Origin of the sequence: Streptomyces sp. NPDC057253, assembly GCF_042669125.1 — a bacterium.
GTDB lineage: Bacteria > Actinomycetota > Actinomycetes > Streptomycetales > Streptomycetaceae > Streptomyces.
In genome coordinates, this window is record NZ_JBHUXV010000036.1 from 61,379 (window position 1) to 81,106 (window position 19,728).

Below are 19,728 nucleotides of genomic sequence, written 5' to 3' on the forward strand. Positions count from 1 at the left end.
CGGGTGTCGCTCTTCACTCGCTCTCGCCAACTGCCGGACACCGCTGGGGGCGAGGGGGACGCGGACAGTGGGGGTGCGACGGGGGAAGAAGTGACGCAGGAGGCCGCTGAGGAGACGGCGTCGGCCCAGGAGGCCGACGGGACTCTCTCCACGGACGACCCCGGCTCCCCGCGCCCGGGCTGGTTCGGCTGGCGCCGCCGCTACCCCCGTACGGCGCGCGGGGTGTCCGTGGCCACGAGCGTGCTGTCCGGTGTGCTGGTCCTGCTGGTGCTGCTGTTTCCCAACCGGCTCGACCACATGAACCTCCGGTCGTTCTTCCGGCTGCCCGTGGAGGCGATCGTCCTCGCGGCCGTGCTGCTCGTGCTGCCGCCGAAGGCACGCCGGATCGCCGCCGTCGCCTTCGGGGTCTTCCTCGGCCTGTTCAGCCTCCTGAAGTTCATGGACATGGGCTTCTACCAGACCCTTGCCCGGCCGTTCGACCTGGTCTTCGACTGGATCATGCTGGGCAACGCGACGGACTGGCTGCGGGAGACGTTCGGCCGCACCGGCGAGGTGCTCGCGATCATCGGGGTGATCGTCCTGATCATCGCGCTCCTCGTGCTGTGCACCCTCGCGGTGGTGCGGCTGACGAACGTCATGTCCCGGCACCGGCCCGTGGCGGTGCGCACCACGCTCGTCCTCGCGACGGTGTGGGTGACCTGCTTCATGGTCGGCGTGCAGTTCGGCGGGGTCACCTTCGCCACCAAGGGCAACACCGAGTTCCTCGCCAACCGTGTGCAGCATGTGCGCAACGGACTGGGGGACGCCAAGGTCTTCGAGAAGGAGTCCGCCGTCGACGCCTTCGCGGCCACTCCTCCCGACCAGCTCCTGGGCGGCCTGCGTGGCAAGGACGTCCTGTTCACCTTCATCGAGAGCTACGGCCGGGTGGCGATCGACGACCCGGCGATGGCACCGGAGATGGACGCGACGCTGAAGCAGGGCGACGCGACGCTCAGGTCGGCCGGTTTCGCGTCGCGCAGCGGCTGGCTCAGGTCCCCCGTGACGGGCGCCGGCAGCTGGATGGCCCACTCGACGTTCCTGTCCGGGCTGTGGGTCAAGAACCAGCAGCGGTACCTGAACCTCACCTCCAGCGACCGCGCCACCCTCACCAGCTACTTCCAGAAGACCGGCGACTGGCGCACGGTCGGCATCGTGCCGGGGGTGCGCAAGTCGTGGCCCGAGGGCAAGTACTTCGGTCTCGACCACATCTACGACTCCAAGCACCTCGGCTACAAGGGCCCCTACTTCAGCTGGACGCCGGTGCCGGACCAGTTCAGCCTGGAGGCCTTCCAGAAGCTGGAGCACGGCAAGAAGAACCGGGACCCGATCATGGCGGAGATCATCCTGGCCTCCAGCCACAACCCCTGGTCGCCGATCGCCCACACGATCGACTGGAACGACCTCGGGGACGGTTCGATCTTCGAGCAGATCAAGAAGGAGGGCACCAACCCGACCGAGGTCTGGAAGAGCCAGGAGCGGGTGCGCACCGAGTACCGCAAGGCCATCCAGTACTCCGTGGACAGCCTGACCCAGTGGATGCAGCGCTACGGCGACGAGAACACCGTCCTCGTCTTCCTCGGCGACCACCAGCCCGTCCCGACCGTCACCAAGGGCTCCGCGAACAGGGACGTCCCGGTCACGATCGTCGCCAAGGACCCGAAGGTGCTGGACCGGGTGGCCGACTGGCACTGGACCGAGGGCCTCAAGCCCGCCGACAACGCCCCGGTGTGGGGCATGGACAAGTTCCGCGACCGCTTCATGACAGCCTTCGCGAAGTGACCACCGGCGCCGCCGGGAAAGGCACGCCGACGGCCACCGGCAGGTCCCGTCAGCCCGCGAACCGGTCCCGCAGCTGACGCTTCAGGATCTTCCCGCTCGCGTTCCGCGGCAGCTCGTCCACGAACAGGATCCGCTTGGGTGCCTTGAAGTGGGCGAGCTTCTCGCGGGCGTGGGTGAGGAGTTCGGCCTCGGTGACCTCGCCGCGGGGGACGACCACCGCCGTGACGGCCTCGATCCAGCGCTCGTCGGGCAGGCCGATGACGGCGACCTCGGCGACCGCCTCGTGAGTGTAGAGCGCGTCCTCGACCTGGCGTGAGGCGACCAGCACCCCACCGGAGTTGATGACGTCCTTGACCCGGTCGACGATCGTGAAGTAGCCGTGCGCGTCCCGCACCGCTAGGTCCCCGGAGCGGAACCAGCCGTCCCGGAAGGCCGCCTCGGTCTCCTCGGGCTTGTCCCAGTACCCCTCGCACAACTGCGGTGACCTGTAGACGATCTCGCCCGGTGTGCCGTCGGGCACGTCCTTGCCGTCCTCGTCCACGACCCGTGCGTCGACGAACAGGACCGTGCGGCCGCAGGAGTCCATCCGCCCCTTGTGCTCGTCGGGTGCGAGGACGGTCGCCAGCGGGCCGATCTCGCTCTGGCCGAAGCAGTTGTAGAAGGCCAGCTTCGGCAGACGCTCGCGGAGGCGTTCCAGGACGGGCACCGGCATGATCGAGGCGCCGTAGTACGCCTTGCGCAGTCCGCCGAGGTCCCGGGTGGCGAAGTCGGGGCGGTTGGACAGGGCGATCCACACCGTCGGCGGCGCGAACAGGCTGTCCGCGCGGCCCTGTTCGATCAGGTCGAAGAGGCGGTCGCCGTCGGGCCCGTCGAGGATGATGTTCGTCGCGCCGACCGCGAGGTAGGGCAGCAGGAAGACGTGCATCTGCGCCGAGTGGTACAGCGGCAGCGAGTGCACGGGCCGGTCGCCGGCGCTCAGATCGCAGGCGGTGATCGCGCTCAGGTACTCGTGCACCAGGGCGCGGTGGGTCATCATCGCGCCCTTGGGCAGGGCCGTCGTCCCGGAGGTGTAGAGCAGCTGGACGAGGTCCTCGCTGCGGGGTTCGGGGCCGTCGTACGGCACCGCCGCGTCGAGCCGTGCCAGCAGGGAGCCGTCGGTGTCCCGCAGGGGCAGCGTGCGCACGCCGGACGGAAGCCGGTCCGCCAGGTCGGGATCGGCGAGGACCAGCGTGCTCCCCGACTGGCCGACCAGGTAGGCGAGGTCGTCCCCGGTGAGGTTCTGGTTGACCGGCACATGCACCAGCCCGGCGCGGGCGCAGGCGAGGAAGCCGATCAGGTACGCGTCGGAGTTGTGGCCGTAGGCCCCGACCCGGTCGCCGCGCGAGAGACCCTCGCCGAGGAGCACGCTCGCCGCGCGCGAGACCGCGTCGTCGAGCTCCTCGTAGGTCCACGAGCGCTCGCCGTACTCCACCGCGACGCGCGCCGGAGTACGCCGGGCGCTGCGGCGCAGCACCCCGTCAACCGTGCTTCCCTGTCCTGACGTCATTCGGGACAACCTACCGGTTGGTACGCTCAACCGCCCCTTCCCTCAATGACGTTGGGAGGCACGATGCGCACCCGCCCCAGACGCACGGTCGTCGCGGCCGTCGCCCTGTTCGCCGCCGTCGGCACACTGCCGGCCGCCGCCGCGCAGGACCGGCACCAGGAACAGCGCCATCCGTCCCACGGCGGTCTGTCCGCCACCATCCGCTACACCGAGTACGGCATCCCGCACATCCTCGCGAAGGACTACGCGGACCTCGGCTTCGGCACCGGGTGGGCGCAGGCCGCCGACCAGGTGTGCACGCTCGCCGACGGGTTCGTGACCGTGCGCGGTGAGCGTGCGCGGTACTTCGGGGCCGACGCGGCCCCCGACTCCGCGCTCTCCTCCGCCACGAAGAACGTCTCCAGTGACCTGTACTTCCGCGGGGTGCGGGAGGCCGGCACCGTGGAGAAGCTGATGGCCCAGCCTGCGCCGCTCGGTCCGAGCCGGGACGTGAAGGAGCTGATGCGGGGCTTCGCCGCGGGCTACAACACCTGGCTGGAGAAGAACCGGATCACCGACCCGGCGTGCAGCGGTGCCGCCTGGGTGCGTCCCGTGTCGGTCGAGGACGTGGCCGCCCGCAACTTCGCGCTGGCCGTGCTCGGCGGCCAGGGCCGGGCCGTGGACGGCATCACGGCCGCCCAGCCGCCCGCGTCCGCCACCCCGTCCACCGGCACCCCGCCGGCCCGCACCCCGGACGCCCAGGACACCGCCCGCGCCGCCCGTGAGCTGTTCGCCGCCGACTCCGCGGACATGGGCTCCAACGCCGTCGCGTTCAGCGGGGCCACCACGGCGAACGGCCGCGGGCTGCTGCTCGGCAACCCGCACTACCCCTGGCAGGGCGGCCGCCGCTTCTGGCAGTCGCAGCAGACCATCCCCGGCGAACTGAACGTCTCCGGCGGCTCGTTGCTCGGTTCGGCGACGATCTCCATAGGTCACAACGCGCGGGTGGCCTGGAGCCACACGGTGGCGACCGGCGTCACCCTCAACCTGCACCAGCTGACCCTGGACCCGGCCGACCCGACCACCTACCTGGTGGACGGCAGGCCGGAGCGGATGACCGAGCGCCGGGTGACCGTCGCCGTCAAGGGCGGTGAGCCGGTGACGAAAACCCAGTGGTGGACGCGGTACGGCCCGGTCGTCACCTCGCTCGGCGCCGCGCTCCCGCTGCCGTGGACGACCACGACCGCCTACGCCCTGGGCGACCCCAACGCCACCAACCTGCGCGGCTCCGACACCGCCCTCGGCTTCAGCAAGGCCCGCAGCACGAAGGACGTGCTGGACGCGCTGAAGCGCACGCAGGGCCTGCCGTGGGTCAACACGATCGCCGCCGACTCCCGTGGCCACACGCTGTTCACGCAGTCCCAGGTGCTCCCCCGGATCACCGACGAGCTGGCGCAGCGCTGCTCCACTCCCCTGGGCCGGGTCACCTACCCCGCCTCCGGAGTGGCGATTCTCGACGGCTCCCGCGGCGACTGTGCGCTCGGCAGCGATCCGGACGCCGTACAGCCGGGGATCCTCGGGCCGTCGAGGATGCCGGTCCTCCAGGACGCGCCGTACGCGGAGAACTCCAACGACAGCGCCTGGCTGGCCAACGCCGAGCGGCCGCTGACCGGGTACGAGCGGATCTTCGGCACCGTGAACACCCAGCGGTCGCTGCGGACGCGTGGTGCGGTGCAGGACGTGTCGGCGATGGCCGAGCGAGGCCGGCTGACCGTACGGGACCTCCAGGCGCAGCAGTTCGCCAACCGGGTGCCCGCGGGTGACCTCGTCGCGGCGGACGCGGCGAAGGCCTGTGCGGCGCTGCCCGGCGGCACGGCGACGGGCAGTGACGGCAAGGCCGTCGACGTCGGTGCGGCCTGCGGGGTGCTCGCGGCCTGGGACCGCACCGCGGACACCGGGAGCCGGGGCGCGCTGCTCTTCGACCGGCTGTGGCGCAAGCTGCCGGTGTCCCAGCTGTGGAAGGTGCCGTTCTCGGCGGCCGACCCGGTGGGCACGCCGAACACGCTCAACACGGACGCCCCGGCCTTCGCGACGGCCCTCGCGGACACCGTCGCCGAGCTGCGGGCGGCCGGCATCGCGCTGGACTCCCCGCTCGGGGAGCACCAGTTCGTCGTACGGAACGGGAAGCGGATCGCCGTTCCGGGCGGCACCGAGTCGCTGGGCGTGTGGAACAAGGTCGAGCCGGTCTGGAACCCGGCCGGCGGCGGATACACCGAGGTGTCGACCGGGTCCAGCTACATCCAGGCGGTCGGCTGGGACGGCGGCCGCTGCCCGGTGGCCCGGACCCTGCTGACGTACTCCCAGTCCTCGAACCCCGACTCGCCGCACTTCAGCGACCAGACGCGGCTGTTCTCGGCGGAGAGGTGGGTGACGTCCCGGTTCTGCGAGAAGGACATCCTGTCGTCGCCGGCGCTGCGGGTGGTCCGGGTCCGTTCCTGAGGCGTTCGGGCTCACACCGGCCGGGAGCGCCCCTCCCAGTACGGGTCCCGAAGGCGCCGCTTGTACAGCTTGCCGTTGGGGTCCCGGGGCATCTCGGTGATGAAGTCGACGCTCTTCGGGCGCTTGTAGCCCGCGAGGCGTTCGGCGCAGTGGGCGAGGAGGTCGGCGGCCAGGTCCGGCCCGGGGGCGTGCCCCGGGGCCGGTGCCACCACGGCCTTGACCTCCTCGCCCCAGTCGTCGTGCGGGATGCCGAAGGCGGCGGCGTCGGCGACGGCGGGGTGCTGGAGCAGGACGGACTCGATCTCGGCGGGGTAGATGTTGACCCCGCCGGAGATGATCATGTCGATCTTGCGGTCGCGCAGGAAGAGATAGCCGTCCTCGTCGAGGTAGCCGAGGTCGCCGACGGTGAAGAAGTCGCCGATGCGGTTCTTCCTCGTCTTGGCCTCGTCCTTGTGGTACGCGAAGCCGCCGGTGTTCATCTTCAAATACACGGTGCCGAGTTCACCGGGGGGCAGCCGGTTGCCGTCGTCGTCGAAGATCGCGAGCTCGCTGATGGGCCAGGCCTTGCCGACCGTCCCGGGCTTCTTCAGCCAGTCCTCGGCGGTGGCGAAGGCTCCGCCGCCCTCGCTGGCCGCGTAGTACTCCTCCACGCAGGGCCCCCACCAGTCGAGCATGGCCCGCTTCACGTGGTCGGGGCAGGGGGCGGCGCCGTGGATCGCGTGCCGCATGGACGAGACGTCGTAGCGCGCCCGGACCTCCGCGGGCAGCGCCAGCAGGCGGTGGAACTGGGTCGGGACCATGTGGGTGTGGGTGCACCGGTGCGCGTCGATCAGCCGGAGCATCTCCTCGGGCGTCCACTTGTCCATCAGGACCAGCGGGTGGCCGATGTGCAGGGCCGCGGCCGCGAACTGGAGGACGGCCGTGTGGTAGAGCGGCGAGCAGACGAGATGGACGTTGTCGTCGAAGGGCCGGATCCCGAAGATGCCGAGGAAGCCACCCAGGTACGCCTCCTCCGGCGTCTTGCCGGGCAGGGGCCGGCGGATTCCGCGCGGGCGGCCCGTCGTGCCCGAGGTGTAGTTCATGACCCAGCCGAGTTCACGGTCGGCGGGCGGCGACTCCGGTTGTCCGGCGAGGAGTTCGGCGTACGGCCTGAAGCCCTCGATCTCGCCGACGGCGTACCGGTGGGTCGCCGCGAGGCCCGCCTCGTCGGCCGCGTGCCGTGCCGCGTCGGCGAAGCGCTCGTGGGCGAGGAGCACCTTGGCGCCGGAGTCGGCGACGATCCAGGCGATCTCGGGGGCGACGAAGTGGTGGTTGATCGGCACCAGGTAGAAGCCGGCCTGGCTGGCGGCGAGATGGGCGGTGAAGAACTCCGCGCTGTTGGGCAGGACGACGGCGAAGGCGTCGCCGCGTTCCAGTCCGGCGGCGCGCAGTCCGTGCACGAGCCGGTTGGCGGCGGCGTGCAGGCTGCCCGCGGTCCAGGAGGTGCCGTCGGGGGCGATGAGGACCGTGCGCGAGGGGTCCTGGGCGGCCTGGGCCCAGAAGCCCGCGGGGGCTGTGCTCGTCACTGGCCGCTCCTTCCGGCGATGCGGTTGATGCGATCGACGGCTTTCTCGAAGCCGCGGGTGAGGTCGTCGAAGACGGCCTGGACACTGCGCTCGCTGGTCATCCGTCCGACGATCTGGCCGACGGGCGTGCCGAGCAGCGGTTCGACCTCGTACTTCTGGATCCGTGAGACGGCGTCGGCGACCAGCAGGCCCTGAAGGGGCATGGGGAGGGTGCCGGGTCCGTCGGCGGAGTCCCAGGCGTCGGTCCATTCGGTACGGAGCTGGCGTGCGGGTTTCCCGGTCAGGGCACGCGAGCGGACGGTGTCGCCGGAGCCCGCGGCGAGGAGCTTCTCGATCAGCTTGGGTGAGGGCAGTTCGGCCTCTGTGGTGGTCAGCCATAGGGAGCCCAGCCACACACCTTGGGCGCCGAGTGCCAGCGCTGCCGCCACCTGCTGCCCGCTTCCTATGCCACCGGCCGCGAGCACGGGCAGCGGGGCCACGGCGTCGACGACCTCGGGGGTGAGGACCATGGAGGCGATGTCGCCGGTGTGGCCGCCGGCCTCGTAGCCCTGGGCGACCACGATGTCGATGCCGCCCTCCTTGTGCTTGAGGGCGTGCCGGGCGCTGCCCGCGAGCGCCGCCACGAGGACGTTCTGCTCGTGCGCGCGGGCCACCACGTCGGCGGGCGGGGAGCCGAGGGCGTTGGCGAGGAGGCGGATCGGGTAGTCGAAGGCCACGTCGAGCTGGTTGCGGGCGACCTGCTCCATCCAGCCCGTGATGCGCCACCCGGACGCCTCGCCCTCGGCGAGTTCGGGCACGCCGTACTTGGCGAGGGTGTCCTTGACGAACTGCCGGTGCCCTTCGGGGATCATGGCCTCGACATCGGCCTCGGTCACTCCCTCGACCTTCTTGGCGGGCATCACGACGTCCAGGCCGTAGGGCTTGCCGTCGATGTGCGCCTCGATCCAGTCGAGGTCGCGTTTGAGTTCGTCGGGGGCCGTGTAGCGGACCGCGCCGAGCACCCCGAAGCCGCCGGCCCGGCTGATGGCCGCGGCGACGGCGGGGAACGGCGTGAAGCCGAAGACGGCGTGCTCGACTCCCAGTGTCTTGCTCAGCTCCGTCTGCATGGGCGCAGGATGCCGCAGTCCTCCGGACGACGGAAGAGGTTTTCTGATGCTCCGTCAGATTCTGGTCAACGGACAGGGCTTGGCCGCAGGGGCCGGCAGGCTGCGTACGGCGGTCAGTCCCCCAGTTCCTCCAGCACCGCCATCGCCGCGTTGTGCCCCGGCACCCCGCTCACTCCGCCCCCGCGCACCGCGCCCGCCCCGCACAGCAGCACGTTGGCGTGCCGGGTCTCCACGCCCCAGCGTCCGGTCTCCTCCTGGGCGTACGGCCAGGTCAGCTCGCGGTGGAAGATGTTGCCGCCGGGCAGCCTCAGGTCCCGCTCCAGGTCCAGCGGGGTCTTGGCCTCGATGCAGGGCCGGCCGTCCGCGTCGGTGGCCAGGCAGTCGGCGAGCGGTTCGGCGAGGTGGGCGTCGAGCTGGGCGAGGGTCGAGGTGAGGAGTTCCTCGCGGACGGCGTCGTTGTCCCGGTCGAAGAGCCGGGCCGGGGTGTGCAGACCGAACAGGGTGAGGGTCTGGTAGCCCTGCTCGACGAGGTCCTGGCCGAGGATCGTCGGGTCGGTGAGCGAGTGGCAGTAGATCTCGGAGGGCGGGGCGTCCGGCAGCCGGCCGGCGGCGGCCTGGGCGTGGGCGGTGGCCAGCTGCCGGTAGCCCTCGGCGATGTGGAAGGTGCCGGAGAACGCCTCGCGCGGGTCGACCGCGCCGTCCTTCAGCCGCGGGAGCCGCTTGAGGAGCATGTTGACCTTGAGCTGGGCGCCCTCCGCGGGGGTGGGCGGCTCGTCGCCGGTGAGGGCGGCGAGTTCCCGCGGGGAGGCGTTGACCAGGACGTGCCGGGCGCCGACCACGCCCTCGCCGTCGGCGGTGCGGTAGGTGACCTCCGCCGCGCGCCCGTCCGAGGAGATCCCCGTGACCTCGTGCCCGGTGGCGAGGACCGCGCCGGCGTTCCGGGCCGCGGTGGCCAGGGCGTCGGTGAGGGCGCCCATGCCGCCGACGGGCACGTCCCAGGCGCCGGTCCCGCCGCCGATCACGTGGTAGAGGAAGCAGCGGTTCTGCTTGAGGGAGGGGTCGTGGGCGTCGGCGAACGTGCCGATGAGCGCGTCGGTCAGCACGACGCCCCGGACCAGGTCGTCGGAGAAGCGATCCTCCACGGCCGCCCCGATCGGCTCCTCGAACAGCACCCGCCACGCCTCCTCGTCGTCCAGGCGCCGGTGCAGCTCGTCCCGGGTGGGCAGCGGTTCGGTGAGGGTGGGGAAGATCTTCTTCGCGGCGCGGCCCGTCATGTCGTAGAACCGCTGCCAGGCCCGGTACTCGCTCTCGCCGCCGGTGAGCGCGGCGAAGGCCTCCCGGGTGCGGCGCTCGCCGCCGCCGACGAGGAGACCGGTGGGCCTGCCGTCCCGTTCGACGGGGGTGTACGAGGAGACGTTGCGGGTGCGGACGCGGAAGTCCAGGCCGAGGTCCCGGACGATCTTCCTGGGCAACAGGCTGACCAGGTAGGAGTAGCGCGACAGCCGGGCGTCCACGCCGGCGAAGGGCCGTGTGGAGACCGCGGCGCCGCCGGTGTTCCCGAGCCGTTCGAGGACCAGCACGGACCGGCCGGCCCGGGCCAGGTAGGCGGCGGCGACCAGGCCGTTGTGGCCGCCGCCGACGATGACGGCGTCGTAGCTCGCGTGGTGTCCCTCGTGTGCAGGCATGGTTCTTCGTAACACGTCATGATCTAGGTCGGCCAGGGGTGGGCGGCACCTGGCGGGACCGCCGAGGTCACTGCGCTCCCGAGGCGCGCTGCTGTCTCAGGGCCGCCACCTGCCGGTAGAGCTCCACCGCCTCCGCGCCCCGGCCGAGCTGTTCCAGGCAGTGGGCCTCGTCGTTGCGGCTGGCGAGGGTGTCGGGGTGGTCGGGGCCGAGGACGTGTTCGCGGGCGGCGGCCACTCTGCGGTACTCGGTGAGGGCGTCCGTCCAGCGGCCCAGCCAGCCGAGGCCGACGGCGACCTCGCGGCGGCTGACCAGGGTGTCGGGGTGGTCGGGGCCGAGGACGCGTTCGCGGATCGCGCACACGTCGCGGGACTCGGCGAGCGCCTCCTCCCAGCGGCCGAGCCGGCCGAGGTTGACGCCGAGGCCGTGGCGGGCGCGCAGGGTCTCGGGGTGGGCGGGGCCGTGGATGCGGGTGCGGTCCTCGATCAGGTCGCGGTAGAGCTGGAGGGCGTCCGCGCTGCGGCCGAGCCGGCCGAGGCTGATGCCGACCTCGTAGCGGGCGGCGAGGGTGTCGGGGTGGTCGGCGCCGAGGGCTTGGGCGCGGGCCTCGGCGACCTCGTGGTAGGTCTGGAGGGCCTCGCCCCAGCGGCCCAACTGGCCGAGCGCATAGGCGACTTCGTAGCGGGTGACCAGGGTGTCGGGGTGCTGCGGGCCGAGCACCCGGGCGCGGGCGACGGCCACCTCGCAGGCCATGCGGTACGAGTCCTCCAGGCGGCCGAGCCTGCTGAGGTTGAAGGCGAGGTTGTGGCGGCAGCGCAGGGTGTCGGGGTGGTCGGGGCCCATCTGGCGTTCCCTGGCCGCGAGGACCGAGTTGTAGACCTGGTGGGCGTCGAAGTGCCGGCCCAGCTGGCCGAGGACGTACGCCATCTCCTGGCGGGCGGCCAGGGTGTCGGGGTGGTCGGCGCCCAGAGTGCGGGTCCTGCTCGCGGCCACGTGCTTGTACTCGCGCAGGGCGTCGGCGGCGCGGCCGGTGCGGCTGAGGGTGAAGGCGACCTCGTAGCGGCTGGCCAGGGTGTCGGGGTGGTCGGGGCCGAGCAGGTGCTCGCGTTCGGCGGCGACCGCGCGGTGCACCTCGCCGGCCTCCTCCCAGCGGCCGAGGCGTCCCAGGCTGAGTCCCGCGTTGTGCCGTCCGGCGAGCGCGGTGATCGCCTGCGGGGACGGCAGGGGCTGCTCCTGCGGTACGGGGTTCTCGGTGCGGCCGGTGGTGGGGCGGGCGATCCACTCGCCGGTCAGGCCCGCTCCGGCGTCCGGGGGCGTGACGGCGAGGCCGGCGCCGGTGGCCTTGTGGCCGGTGGTCATGCCGCGGGTCCAGGAGGGCAGCCGGATCTCGCGGGGGCGCTGCGGTTCGGGCGGGTCGAAGTGGGGCTGCGGGGTCACCACGGTCGGCACGTACGCCGGTGTCGTACGGCCCAGAGTGATCCGGCGCCCCACCTCGCGCGCGTCGTGCGGACGTTGCTCGGGGCGCTTGGCCAGCAGGTCCAGGATGACCTTGTCGAGGTACTCGGGGATTTCGGCGCGGTGGCTGCGCGGCGGGCGGGGCGGGGTGTCACGGTGGCCGACGAGGATCGCCCAGGCGTCTCCCAGGTCGAAGGGCGGTGCCCCGGTGGCGATCTCGTACAGCACGCACCCCAGGGAGTACAGGTCGCTGCGCTGGTCGACCTCGGACCCCCCTATCTGCTCAGGTGACATGTAGTGCGGGGTGCCCATCGCGATGCCGGTGCCGGTCAGCCGGGAGGTGAAGCCGATGTCGTGGCCGAGGCGGGCGATGCCGAAGTCGCATATCTTCACGGTGCCGTCGGTGAGCCGGACGATGTTCGCGGGCTTGAGGTCGCGGTGCACGACGCCCTGCCGGTGGGTGTAGGCGAGCGCGGCGGCGACCTGGTCGGCGATCTCGACGACGTCGGCGACGGGCAGCGGGTGCTGTCTGTTGTCCTCCAGGAGCTGGCTGAGGTTGCGGCCCTCCAGGAGCTCCATCACCAGATAGAGCACCCCGTCGAACTCGCCGAAGTCATGGACGACGGTCACCCCGCGGTGGCTGAGGGCCGCGGCCACCCGCGCCTCGCGGCGGAACCGCTCCCTCAGGACCCGGGTGAAGGTCTGGTCCTGCTGCCCGCCCAGGGGTTTGAGGCACTTGACGGCGACCTGCCGGCCCAGCGACTCGTCACGGGCCCGCCACACCTCGCCCATGCCGCCGCGCCCGATCAGATCGAGCAGTCGGTACCGCCCCTGGATGAGCCTGCTGCTGTCCCCCATCTCCTGCGACCGCCCCCGTCGAACTCGCCCCGCCCTCCCCTGGCTCGTCCAGTATGGCGACCTATGGTCCGAGTTTGTACGGGGAGGGCCGGGAGCCCGGGCCGAGCCGGGCCATGGCACGCAGGATGTGCTTGGGCGGGAGTTGCCAGCGCAGCCGTGCGGGAACGCAGCGCAGCAGGGTGCCGGTGGCGCGCAACTGACGGGTGACGGCGGCGGGTTCGGGGGCTTTCCTGCCGTACAGCTCGTGGGCGTACGGCGGCAGGGCGGCGTACGCCAACTGCGCCACGCGCCGCCACAGCACCTCGCGCGCCGGGACGAGGAGCGGGTGCGTCGGCGGGCGGAGGAGGAAGTCGTCCACTTCACGGGCCTCGGGCGTAGCGGCGAGCTCGGGGCGCACCTTCTCGAAGTAGGCGGCCATCTCGGCCTGGTTCCCGGGTACGGCCTCGGGGTCCAGCCCGACCAGGCGGGCGCTGACCCGGTGTTCCGCGATGTACCGGTCGGCCTGCTCCTCGGTGAGGCGGAAGCCGGAGCGCCGGGCGACCTGGAGGTAGGAGTCGATCTCGGCGCAGTGCACCCACAGCAGGAGCTCGGGTTCGTCGACGCCGTAGCGTTCGCCGGTGTCGGGGTCGGTCGCGCCGAACATGGTGTGGATCTTGCGGATCCGGGCGCCGGCCTTCTCGGCGGCCTCGGTGGTGCCGTAGGTCGTGGTGCCGACGAAGGTGGCGGTGCGCATCAGCCGGCCCCAGGCGTCGCGCCTGAAGTCGCTGTTCTGCATGACTCCGCGCACCGCCCGCGGGTGCAGGGCCTGGAGGTAGAGCGCGCGGACGCCGGCGACCCACATCATCGGGTCGCCGTGCATCTGCCAGGTCACCGAGTTCGGTGTGAACAGCCCGGGATCACCCATGCCCGCAGGCTAACGCCGTACCCGCGGCATCCCCAGACCGATCCACGAGATGATCTCGCGCTGGATCTCGTTGTTGCCGCCGCCGAAGGTGAAGATGACGGCCGAGCGGTAGCCGCGCTCCAGTTCGCCGTGCAGGACGTCGCCCACCGAGCCCTCCTTGAGCGCGCCGGCCGTCGCGACGATCTCCATGAGCCAGGCGTAGGCGTCCCGGCGGGCCTCGGAGCCGTAGACCTTGACGGCGGAGGCGTCCTGGGGGGTGAGGGTGCCGTCCTGGACGGCGTTCACCATCCGCCAGTTGAGGAGCTTGAGCGCGTCGAGCCTGGTGTGGGTCTGGGCCAGGCGGCGGCGCACCCACGGCAGGTCGATCACACGGCGGCCGTCCGCGAGCTTGGTCTCGCCCGCCCAGCGCTGGACGTTCTGGAGGGCGCGGATGGCCATGGTGCCGTGGGCGGCGAGGGTGACCCGCTCGTGGTTGAGCTGGTTGGTGATCAGCCGCCAGCCCTGGTTCTCCTCGCCGACCCGGTGCGAGACGGGGACCCGGACGTTCTCGTAGTAGCTGGCCGTGGTGTCGTGCGAGGCCAGGGTGTTGATCACGGTGCACGAGTAGCCGGGGTCGGTGGTCGGCATCAGGAGCATGGTGATGCCCTTGTGCGGCGGGGCGTCCGGGTCGGTGCGGACGGCGAGCCAGACCCAGTCGGCGGTGTCGCCGTTGGTGGTCCAGATCTTGTGCCCGTTGACGACGTACTCGTCCCCGTCCCGCACCGCGCGGGTCTTCAGGGAGGCGAGGTCGGTGCCCGCGTCGGGCTCGCTGTAGCCGATGGCGAAGTCGATCTCGCCGGAGAGGATGCGGGGCAGGAACCAGGACTTCTGCTCCTCGGTGCCGTACTGCATGATCGTCGGCCCGACGGTGTTGAGCGCCATCAGCGGCAGCGGTACGCCGGCCTGGGCGGCCTCGTCGAAGAAGATGAACTGCTCCATCGCGGTCAGGCCGCGGCCGCCGTACTCCTTGGGCCAGCCGACGCCGAGCCAGCCGTCGGTGCCGAGGCGGCGGATGGTCTCGCGGTAGAAGCGCTTCTGGGCGTCGCGGTCGGTGAAGCGGGCGTGTGCGTTGTCCGGGACCAGTTCCGCGAAGTAGGTGCGCAGTTCGGTGCGCAGCCGCTGCTGCTCGGGCGTGTGGTCGAGATGCACGGCGCCTCCAGGCTCCCAGGCCGGTCCTGACGGCGCACACGGTAGAACGTGTTCCAGAAATTGGGAACGGTCAGGAGGGGGTCTCTCGGGTGCGGGAGGGCTCGCCCGCGGGCGCGGAGGGCTCGCTCACAGGAGGGTCGCCATGAAGTCCGAGCACGCCTGGGCGCACTCGCGGCACGCCTTGGCGGCCGCCTCCGCCCCGGGGTGCCGGTCCATGACCTGCGCGCACTCCAGGCACACCGAGCGGCACCATTCCAGCTGGACGCGGATGCCGGCCTCGTCGAGGTGGTTCTCCTCGGAGAGCACACGGCAGGTCGCGTCGCACACCTCGGCGCACATGATGCCCTTGCGGCGCAGCAGCTCCTGGTCCTCGGCGCCGTCCGGATCGACCAGGCTCGCACGCAGCGCGCTGGCCCGTGCGCACTCGGTGCACGCCTGGGCGCACGCGAACCGGTCCTCCAGGAACCGGAAGAGCTCCTGCTGGGAAGTCGTAGTCGTCACAAGGGGCGGGTAGCCGGGGTCACGGCGGCCAAACCCCGAGTTCGCGGGCGTTTCGGTCGCCGCGGGGCGGATCGGTTCGTGCGGAGGGACCAGGGGTACTCGCGTGGCATGAACCAAGCCCTGAACACCGGATGGATGGACATGGCGGCGGGCCGGGGCGGCCTGGCGGCCGGAGTGATCGCCGCGGGAGTGGTGGTCGTGGCGGTGCTGATCGGTGCCTTCTGGCTGGGCTCCCGGGTCAGGCGCCGCGAGTCGCCCCCGCCCACGCCCGAGGAGCAGCCGAAGCTGCCCGAGAGCGGGCCGGTCCGTGAGGTCAGGGAGACCCGGGAACCCGACGAGGTGCCCAGGAGCGACACCCGCCTGACCCCGCACGAACTGCCCAACCACGGCAACAGCCCGACCCGGACCGGCTCGGGCGAGCGCCCGCGCTGGGACGAGGGCAGCAGCGGGTCCTTCGGCAGCGGGGGCCCGGGGGGCGGCTGACCTAGACATCGACCTGAAGACGGCCGCTCCGCTCACTCTCCGAGCGGGGCGGCCGCCTTTGGTGGCAGTGCGTGGACGAAGGCATGCGGGAGGTTGCCGGGCAGCCGGCGCTGGGCGAGGTCGAACTCCTCCGCACACAGGCCCGACGCCCCGCAGGCCCGGCACCGGCCGCCGCTCACCCCAACCGACCTCAGCACCTCGCACCCGGCCCCAGCGATCGAGCCCCGCCCCGGCTCCGGACGCCCCCGAAGTCCTGGTCAACTGCTCTTCCGTGCACAGACGTTGACCGTCTCCTCACTCCACAGCAGAATGAGCCCGCTCTCTTGAGAGCGCTCTCAGCACCCTTGGCCCGCAGTACCGAGGAGACCCATGACCGGCAGTCCGCGCCAGCCCCTCAGCCGCCGTACGCTCATCGGGACCGCCGTCGCGGTCGCGGCCCTCGGCGCGACCGGCGCCGGGACGGCCCGGGCGGCACAGGCCGGCACCGGTGCTGCCAAGGTCTCCGCGCCCCGCCGCGCGCGGGCCTTCCTCGCCGCCGCCATGGACGCCTACCCGGACCACGGCACCCTCCGGCTCACCCAGAGCTACACCGACCAGGCGGGCCTGTTCAGCACCGCGTTCACCTACGACAACGCCCTCGCGATCCTGGCCCACCTCGCCTCCCCCGCGGGCGGCGCCCGGGCCGTGGCCCTCGGTGACGCGCTGTTGTACGCCCAGACCCACGACCCCGGGTACGACGACGGCAGGCTGCGGCAGGCCTACAACGTCGGGCCGTACACCTTCTACGACGGCTCCCCGCAGCCGGACGGGTTCGTCCGGGCGGACGGCACGGCCAACGTGGGGACGCAGTTCGGCTTCACCGGTACCGCCGTCGGCGACATGGCGTGGGCCGGTATCGCGCTGGCCGCGCTCGCCGCGCGAACCGGTGAGCGGCGCTTCCTCACCGGCGCGGTGCGGATCGGCGAGTGGATCGAGCGGGTCGGGCGGACCGACGAGCCGCTCGGCGGGTACAAGTTCGGCGTCAACGGGGCCGACGAGAAACTGCCGTTCACCTCGACCGAGCACAACACCGACCTGGTCGGGTTGTTCGGCCGGCTCGCCCGGCTCACCGGGGACCGGGTCTGGCGGGAGCGCCGCGCGCGGGCCCGGGCCTTCGTCGAGAGGATGTGGGAGCCGGCGGGCGGCTTCTTCTACACCGGCACCAACGACGGAGTGACGATCAACAGGTCCCCGATCCCGGAGGACACCCAGACCTGGCCCCACCTCGCCCTCTCCTCCCCGGCCCACGCCCGCTCCCTCGACTGGGCCGCGTCCGAGCTGGCCGTCCTGGACACCGCGGACCGGCCCAACAGCACGGTCCCCGCCGGCCAGTCCTACGCGGGCGTCACCTTCAGCTCCGCGAGCCTGCTGGCCGACGAGTCCGCCCCGATCGCCGCGGGGCAGCCCAAGCCGGACCGCAACGGCGTCTGGTTCGAGGGCACCGCCCATCTCGCCCTGGCCCTGCGCGACCGGGGCGCGGGCGGCGACGAGAAGCGCGCCCGCCGCCTGCTCGGCTCGATCGAGCGCGCGCAGGACCTCCTCGGCGCCGACCAGACCGTCGGTGGCACCCCGCTCCCCGCCCGCTCCGGGGTCGTCTCGGCGAGCAGCCCGCTCGACACCGGCTTCGGGTTCGGCTACTACCCCTACCGGCACACCGGCGCCACCGCCTGGTACCTCCTGGCCGACTCCCGCACCAATCCGCTGCGCGCCTGAGCCCGGGGGGACACCGAGCGGCGTACCGGGACAGGTCACCGCACAGGCCGACGTGGGAGAATAGGAGCCGCCGATCACTCCCCGCCTCATCCCCTCCGGGCACACCCCGCAGCGGTCGCCCACGTGACCTTCGGTGCCTCAAGGTCGATACTGCCGACAGCAGCGCCGGACGACCGAACACAGAACTGACAGTGACCGACAGGACAGCGACGACCCAGGCCGGACGCCCGTCCCTCAGGCACCTCAGGAGGCACTCATGAAGATGATCATCAACGTTCCGGAAACCGTCGTCGCGGACGCCCTGCGCGGCATGGCGGCCGCCCATCCGGAGCTGACCGTGGACGTCGAGAACCGCGTGATCGTACGACGGGACGCCCCCGTGGCCGGGAAGGTCGCCCTGATCTCCGGTGGCGGGTCCGGGCACGAGCCGCTGCACGGCGGTTTCGTGGGACCCGGCATGCTCTCCGCGGCCTGCCCGGGCGAGGTGTTCACCTCGCCGGTGCCGGACCAGATGGTGCGGGCGGCGGCCGCCGTGGACAGCGGGGCCGGGGTGCTGTTCATCGTGAAGAACTACACGGGTGACGTGCTCAACTTCGACATGGCGGCCGAACTCGCCGAGGACGAGGGAATCCAGGTCGCCAAGGTCCTCGTGAACGACGACGTCGCCGTCACCGACAGCCTCTACACGGCGGGCCGGCGCGGCACCGGCGCCACCCTGTTCGTGGAGAAGATCGCCGGGGCCGCGGCGGACGAGGGACAGCCGCTGGAGCGGGTGGAGGCGATCGCCCGTCAGGTCAACGAGAACTCGCGGAGTTTCGGCGTCGCCCTCAGCGCGTGCACCACGCCCGCCAAGGGCAGCCCGACCTTCGATCTGCCCGCCGGTGAGCTGGAGTTGGGGATCGGCATCCACGGCGAGCCCGGCCGGGAGCGGCGATCGATGATGACCTCCCGGGAGATCGCCGACTTCTCGGTGCACGCGATCCTGGACGACATGAGCCCGCGCAATCCCGTGCTCGTCCTGGTCAACGGCCTGGGTGCCACCCCGCTGCTGGAGCTGTACGGCTTCAACGCCGAGGTGCAGCGGGTGCTCGCCGACCGCGGGGTGGCCGTCGCCCGCACCCTGGTCGGCAACTACGTGACCTCGCTCGACATGGCGGGCGCCTCCGTCACCCTGTGCCAGGTGGACGAGGAGCTGCTGCGGCTGTGGGACGCGCCGGTCAGGACACCGGGGCTGCGCTGGGGGGTGTGAGCAGGCGACCGACGTACCGACCACGCAAGGAGACCCAGTGCTCGACGCCGACTTCTTCCGCCGTTGGATGACGGCGACCACCGCTTCCGTCGACCGTGAGGCGGAGCGGCTCACCACCCTCGACTCCCCCATCGGGGACGCCGACCACGGCAGCAACCTCCAGCGCGGGTTCACCGCGGTGGCCGCGGCCCTGGAGAAGGAGGCCCCGGACACCCCGGGCGGGGTCCTCACCCTCGCCGGACGCCAGCTCATCTCGACGGTCGGGGGCGCTTCGGGCCCCTTGTACGGGACGCTGCTGCGGCGGACCGGCAAAGCGCTCGGGGACGCCGCCGAGGTCACTGCGGAACAGCTGACCGAGGCGCTGCGAGCCGGCGTGGAGGCGGTCAGGACGCTGGGCGGGGCCGCCCCGGGCGACAAGACCATGATCGACACGCTGGTGCCGGCCGTCGACGCGCTCGGCACCGGCTTCGCCGCGGCGCGCACGGCCGCCGACCAGGGCGCCCTGGCCACCACGCCGTTGCAGGCCCGCAAGGGCCGGGCGAGCTATCTGGGCGAGCGCAGCATCGGGCACCAGGACCCGGGCGCCACCTCGGCCGCCCTGCTGATCGCGGCTCTCGCGGAGGTGGCCGGTGAGTGACGCAGCGTCGGTCGGGATCGTGCTGGTCTCGCACAGCGCCGAAGTCGCCGCGTCCGTGGCGGAGTTGGCGAAGGGACTGGCGGGCGGCGGCACCGAGGTGCCGGTCGCCGCGGCGGGCGGCACCGAGGGCGGCGGGCTCGGTACGAGCGCGGAGCTGATCGCCGCCGCGGCCGCGTCCGTGGACCGGGGCGCCGGGGTGGCCGTGCTGACCGACCTCGGCAGCGCGGTGCTCACCGTCAAGGCGCTGCTGGCGGAGGGCGACGAACTCCCGGACGGCACCCGCCTGGTGGACGCCCCCTTCGTCGAGGGAGCGGTGGCCGCGGTGGTCACGGCGGCCGCCGGAGCCGACCTGGCGGCGGTGGAGGCGGCCGCGGCGGAGGCGTACAGCTACCGGAAGGTCTGACGGACCACCGGGAAGACGGGCCCCGGCAGCCGCGACACACATTCCGCGGGCCCGCTTCACCGCGTCCGCCGCGACGGCGAGGGCCGAGCCGGGGGTCTTGCC

At 72.2% G+C, this 19,728-nt stretch carries 16 protein-coding genes; 7 read left to right on the plus strand and 9 right to left on the minus strand.

Going from position 1 to position 19,728, the window contains the following annotated elements:
* The first annotated feature begins 3 nt into the window (after positions 1–3).
* Entirely contained in the window at positions 4–1,818 is a 1,815-nt protein-coding gene (locus tag ACFULQ_RS21155; RefSeq protein WP_383546163.1) for a sulfatase, read from the plus strand.
* 49 nt (positions 1,819–1,867) lie between these two features.
* Here ACFULQ_RS21155 and ACFULQ_RS21160 read toward each other — a convergent pair whose 3' ends face one another.
* Positions 1,868–3,364 carry an acyl-CoA synthetase gene (locus tag ACFULQ_RS21160; protein ID WP_383546164.1) on the minus strand — a complete coding sequence of 499 codons (1,497 nt, stop codon included), beginning with the start codon at positions 3,362–3,364 and terminating at the stop codon, positions 1,868–1,870.
* Between the two features lie 63 nt (positions 3,365–3,427).
* On the opposite strand from ACFULQ_RS21160, the gene ACFULQ_RS21165 reads away from it, so the two are divergent.
* Positions 3,428–5,842, plus strand: coding sequence for a penicillin acylase family protein (locus ACFULQ_RS21165; protein WP_383546165.1), 2,415 nt, complete (start codon positions 3,428–3,430; stop codon positions 5,840–5,842).
* Positions 5,843–5,853: 11 nt separating this feature from the next.
* Here ACFULQ_RS21165 and ACFULQ_RS21170 read toward each other — a convergent pair whose 3' ends face one another.
* The 7 genes from ACFULQ_RS21170 to ACFULQ_RS21200 form a co-directional block, all read right to left on the minus strand.
* Entirely contained in the window at positions 5,854–7,407 is a 1,554-nt protein-coding gene (locus ACFULQ_RS21170; RefSeq protein WP_383546166.1) for an acyl-CoA synthetase, read from the minus strand.
* Positions 7,404–8,513: a nitronate monooxygenase gene (locus ACFULQ_RS21175; protein ID WP_383546168.1), complete on the minus strand. Its 1,110-nt coding sequence runs from the start codon at positions 8,511–8,513 to the stop codon at positions 7,404–7,406. Before ACFULQ_RS21175 ends, ACFULQ_RS21170 begins: the two co-directional genes overlap by 4 nt.
* Before the next feature lie 113 nt (positions 8,514–8,626).
* Positions 8,627–10,198, minus strand: coding sequence for a phytoene desaturase family protein (locus ACFULQ_RS21180; protein ID WP_383546169.1), 1,572 nt, complete (start codon positions 10,196–10,198; stop codon positions 8,627–8,629).
* Between the two features lie 67 nt (positions 10,199–10,265).
* Positions 10,266–12,509, minus strand: a complete 2,244-nt coding sequence (locus tag ACFULQ_RS21185; protein WP_383546171.1) for a tetratricopeptide repeat protein — start codon at positions 12,507–12,509, stop codon at positions 10,266–10,268.
* 61 nt (positions 12,510–12,570) lie between these two features.
* Positions 12,571–13,413, minus strand: coding sequence for an oxygenase MpaB family protein (locus tag ACFULQ_RS21190; protein WP_383546173.1), 843 nt, complete (start codon positions 13,411–13,413; stop codon positions 12,571–12,573).
* A 9-nt stretch (positions 13,414–13,422) separates the two neighbouring features.
* Positions 13,423–14,601: an acyl-CoA dehydrogenase family protein gene (locus ACFULQ_RS21195; RefSeq protein WP_383546174.1), complete on the minus strand. Its 1,179-nt coding sequence runs from the start codon at positions 14,599–14,601 to the stop codon at positions 13,423–13,425.
* A 126-nt stretch (positions 14,602–14,727) separates the two neighbouring features.
* Positions 14,728–15,102 carry a ferredoxin gene (locus ACFULQ_RS21200; RefSeq protein ID WP_383546176.1) on the minus strand — a complete coding sequence of 125 codons (375 nt, stop codon included), beginning with the start codon at positions 15,100–15,102 and terminating at the stop codon, positions 14,728–14,730.
* Between the two features lie 108 nt (positions 15,103–15,210).
* Here ACFULQ_RS21200 and ACFULQ_RS21205 point away from each other — a divergent pair, with 108 nt between their 5' ends.
* Complete coding sequence (locus ACFULQ_RS21205; RefSeq protein WP_383546177.1) at positions 15,211–15,585, plus strand: DUF6479 family protein; 375 nt, start codon at positions 15,211–15,213, stop codon at positions 15,583–15,585.
* Positions 15,586–15,617: 32 nt separating this feature from the next.
* Here the strand turns inward: ACFULQ_RS21205 and ACFULQ_RS21210 are convergent, their stop codons facing one another.
* On the minus strand, positions 15,618–15,764 hold the full coding sequence (locus ACFULQ_RS21210; protein ID WP_383546179.1) for a hypothetical protein: 147 nt from the start codon (positions 15,762–15,764) through the stop codon (positions 15,618–15,620).
* A gap of 190 nt (positions 15,765–15,954) precedes the next feature.
* On the opposite strand from ACFULQ_RS21210, the gene ACFULQ_RS21215 reads away from it, so the two are divergent.
* From ACFULQ_RS21215 to ACFULQ_RS21230, 4 genes are all read left to right on the plus strand, one after another.
* The gene (locus ACFULQ_RS21215) at positions 15,955–17,337 is read left to right on the plus strand and encodes a Tat pathway signal sequence domain protein (protein ID WP_383546180.1); all 1,383 of its coding nucleotides are present in this window, start codon (positions 15,955–15,957) and stop codon (positions 17,335–17,337) included.
* A 256-nt stretch (positions 17,338–17,593) separates the two neighbouring features.
* Positions 17,594–18,586: a dihydroxyacetone kinase subunit DhaK gene (gene dhaK, locus ACFULQ_RS21220; protein WP_383546182.1), complete on the plus strand. Its 993-nt coding sequence runs from the start codon at positions 17,594–17,596 to the stop codon at positions 18,584–18,586.
* A 37-nt stretch (positions 18,587–18,623) separates the two neighbouring features.
* Complete coding sequence (gene dhaL, locus ACFULQ_RS21225) at positions 18,624–19,223, plus strand: dihydroxyacetone kinase subunit DhaL (RefSeq protein WP_383546184.1); 600 nt, start codon at positions 18,624–18,626, stop codon at positions 19,221–19,223.
* Positions 19,216–19,626 (plus strand): PTS-dependent dihydroxyacetone kinase phosphotransferase subunit DhaM, encoded by a 411-nt coding sequence (locus ACFULQ_RS21230; RefSeq protein WP_383546186.1) that lies wholly within the window; start codon positions 19,216–19,218, stop codon positions 19,624–19,626. The genes dhaL and ACFULQ_RS21230 overlap by 8 nt, the downstream gene beginning before the upstream one ends.
* Positions 19,627–19,728 lie beyond the last annotated feature (102 nt).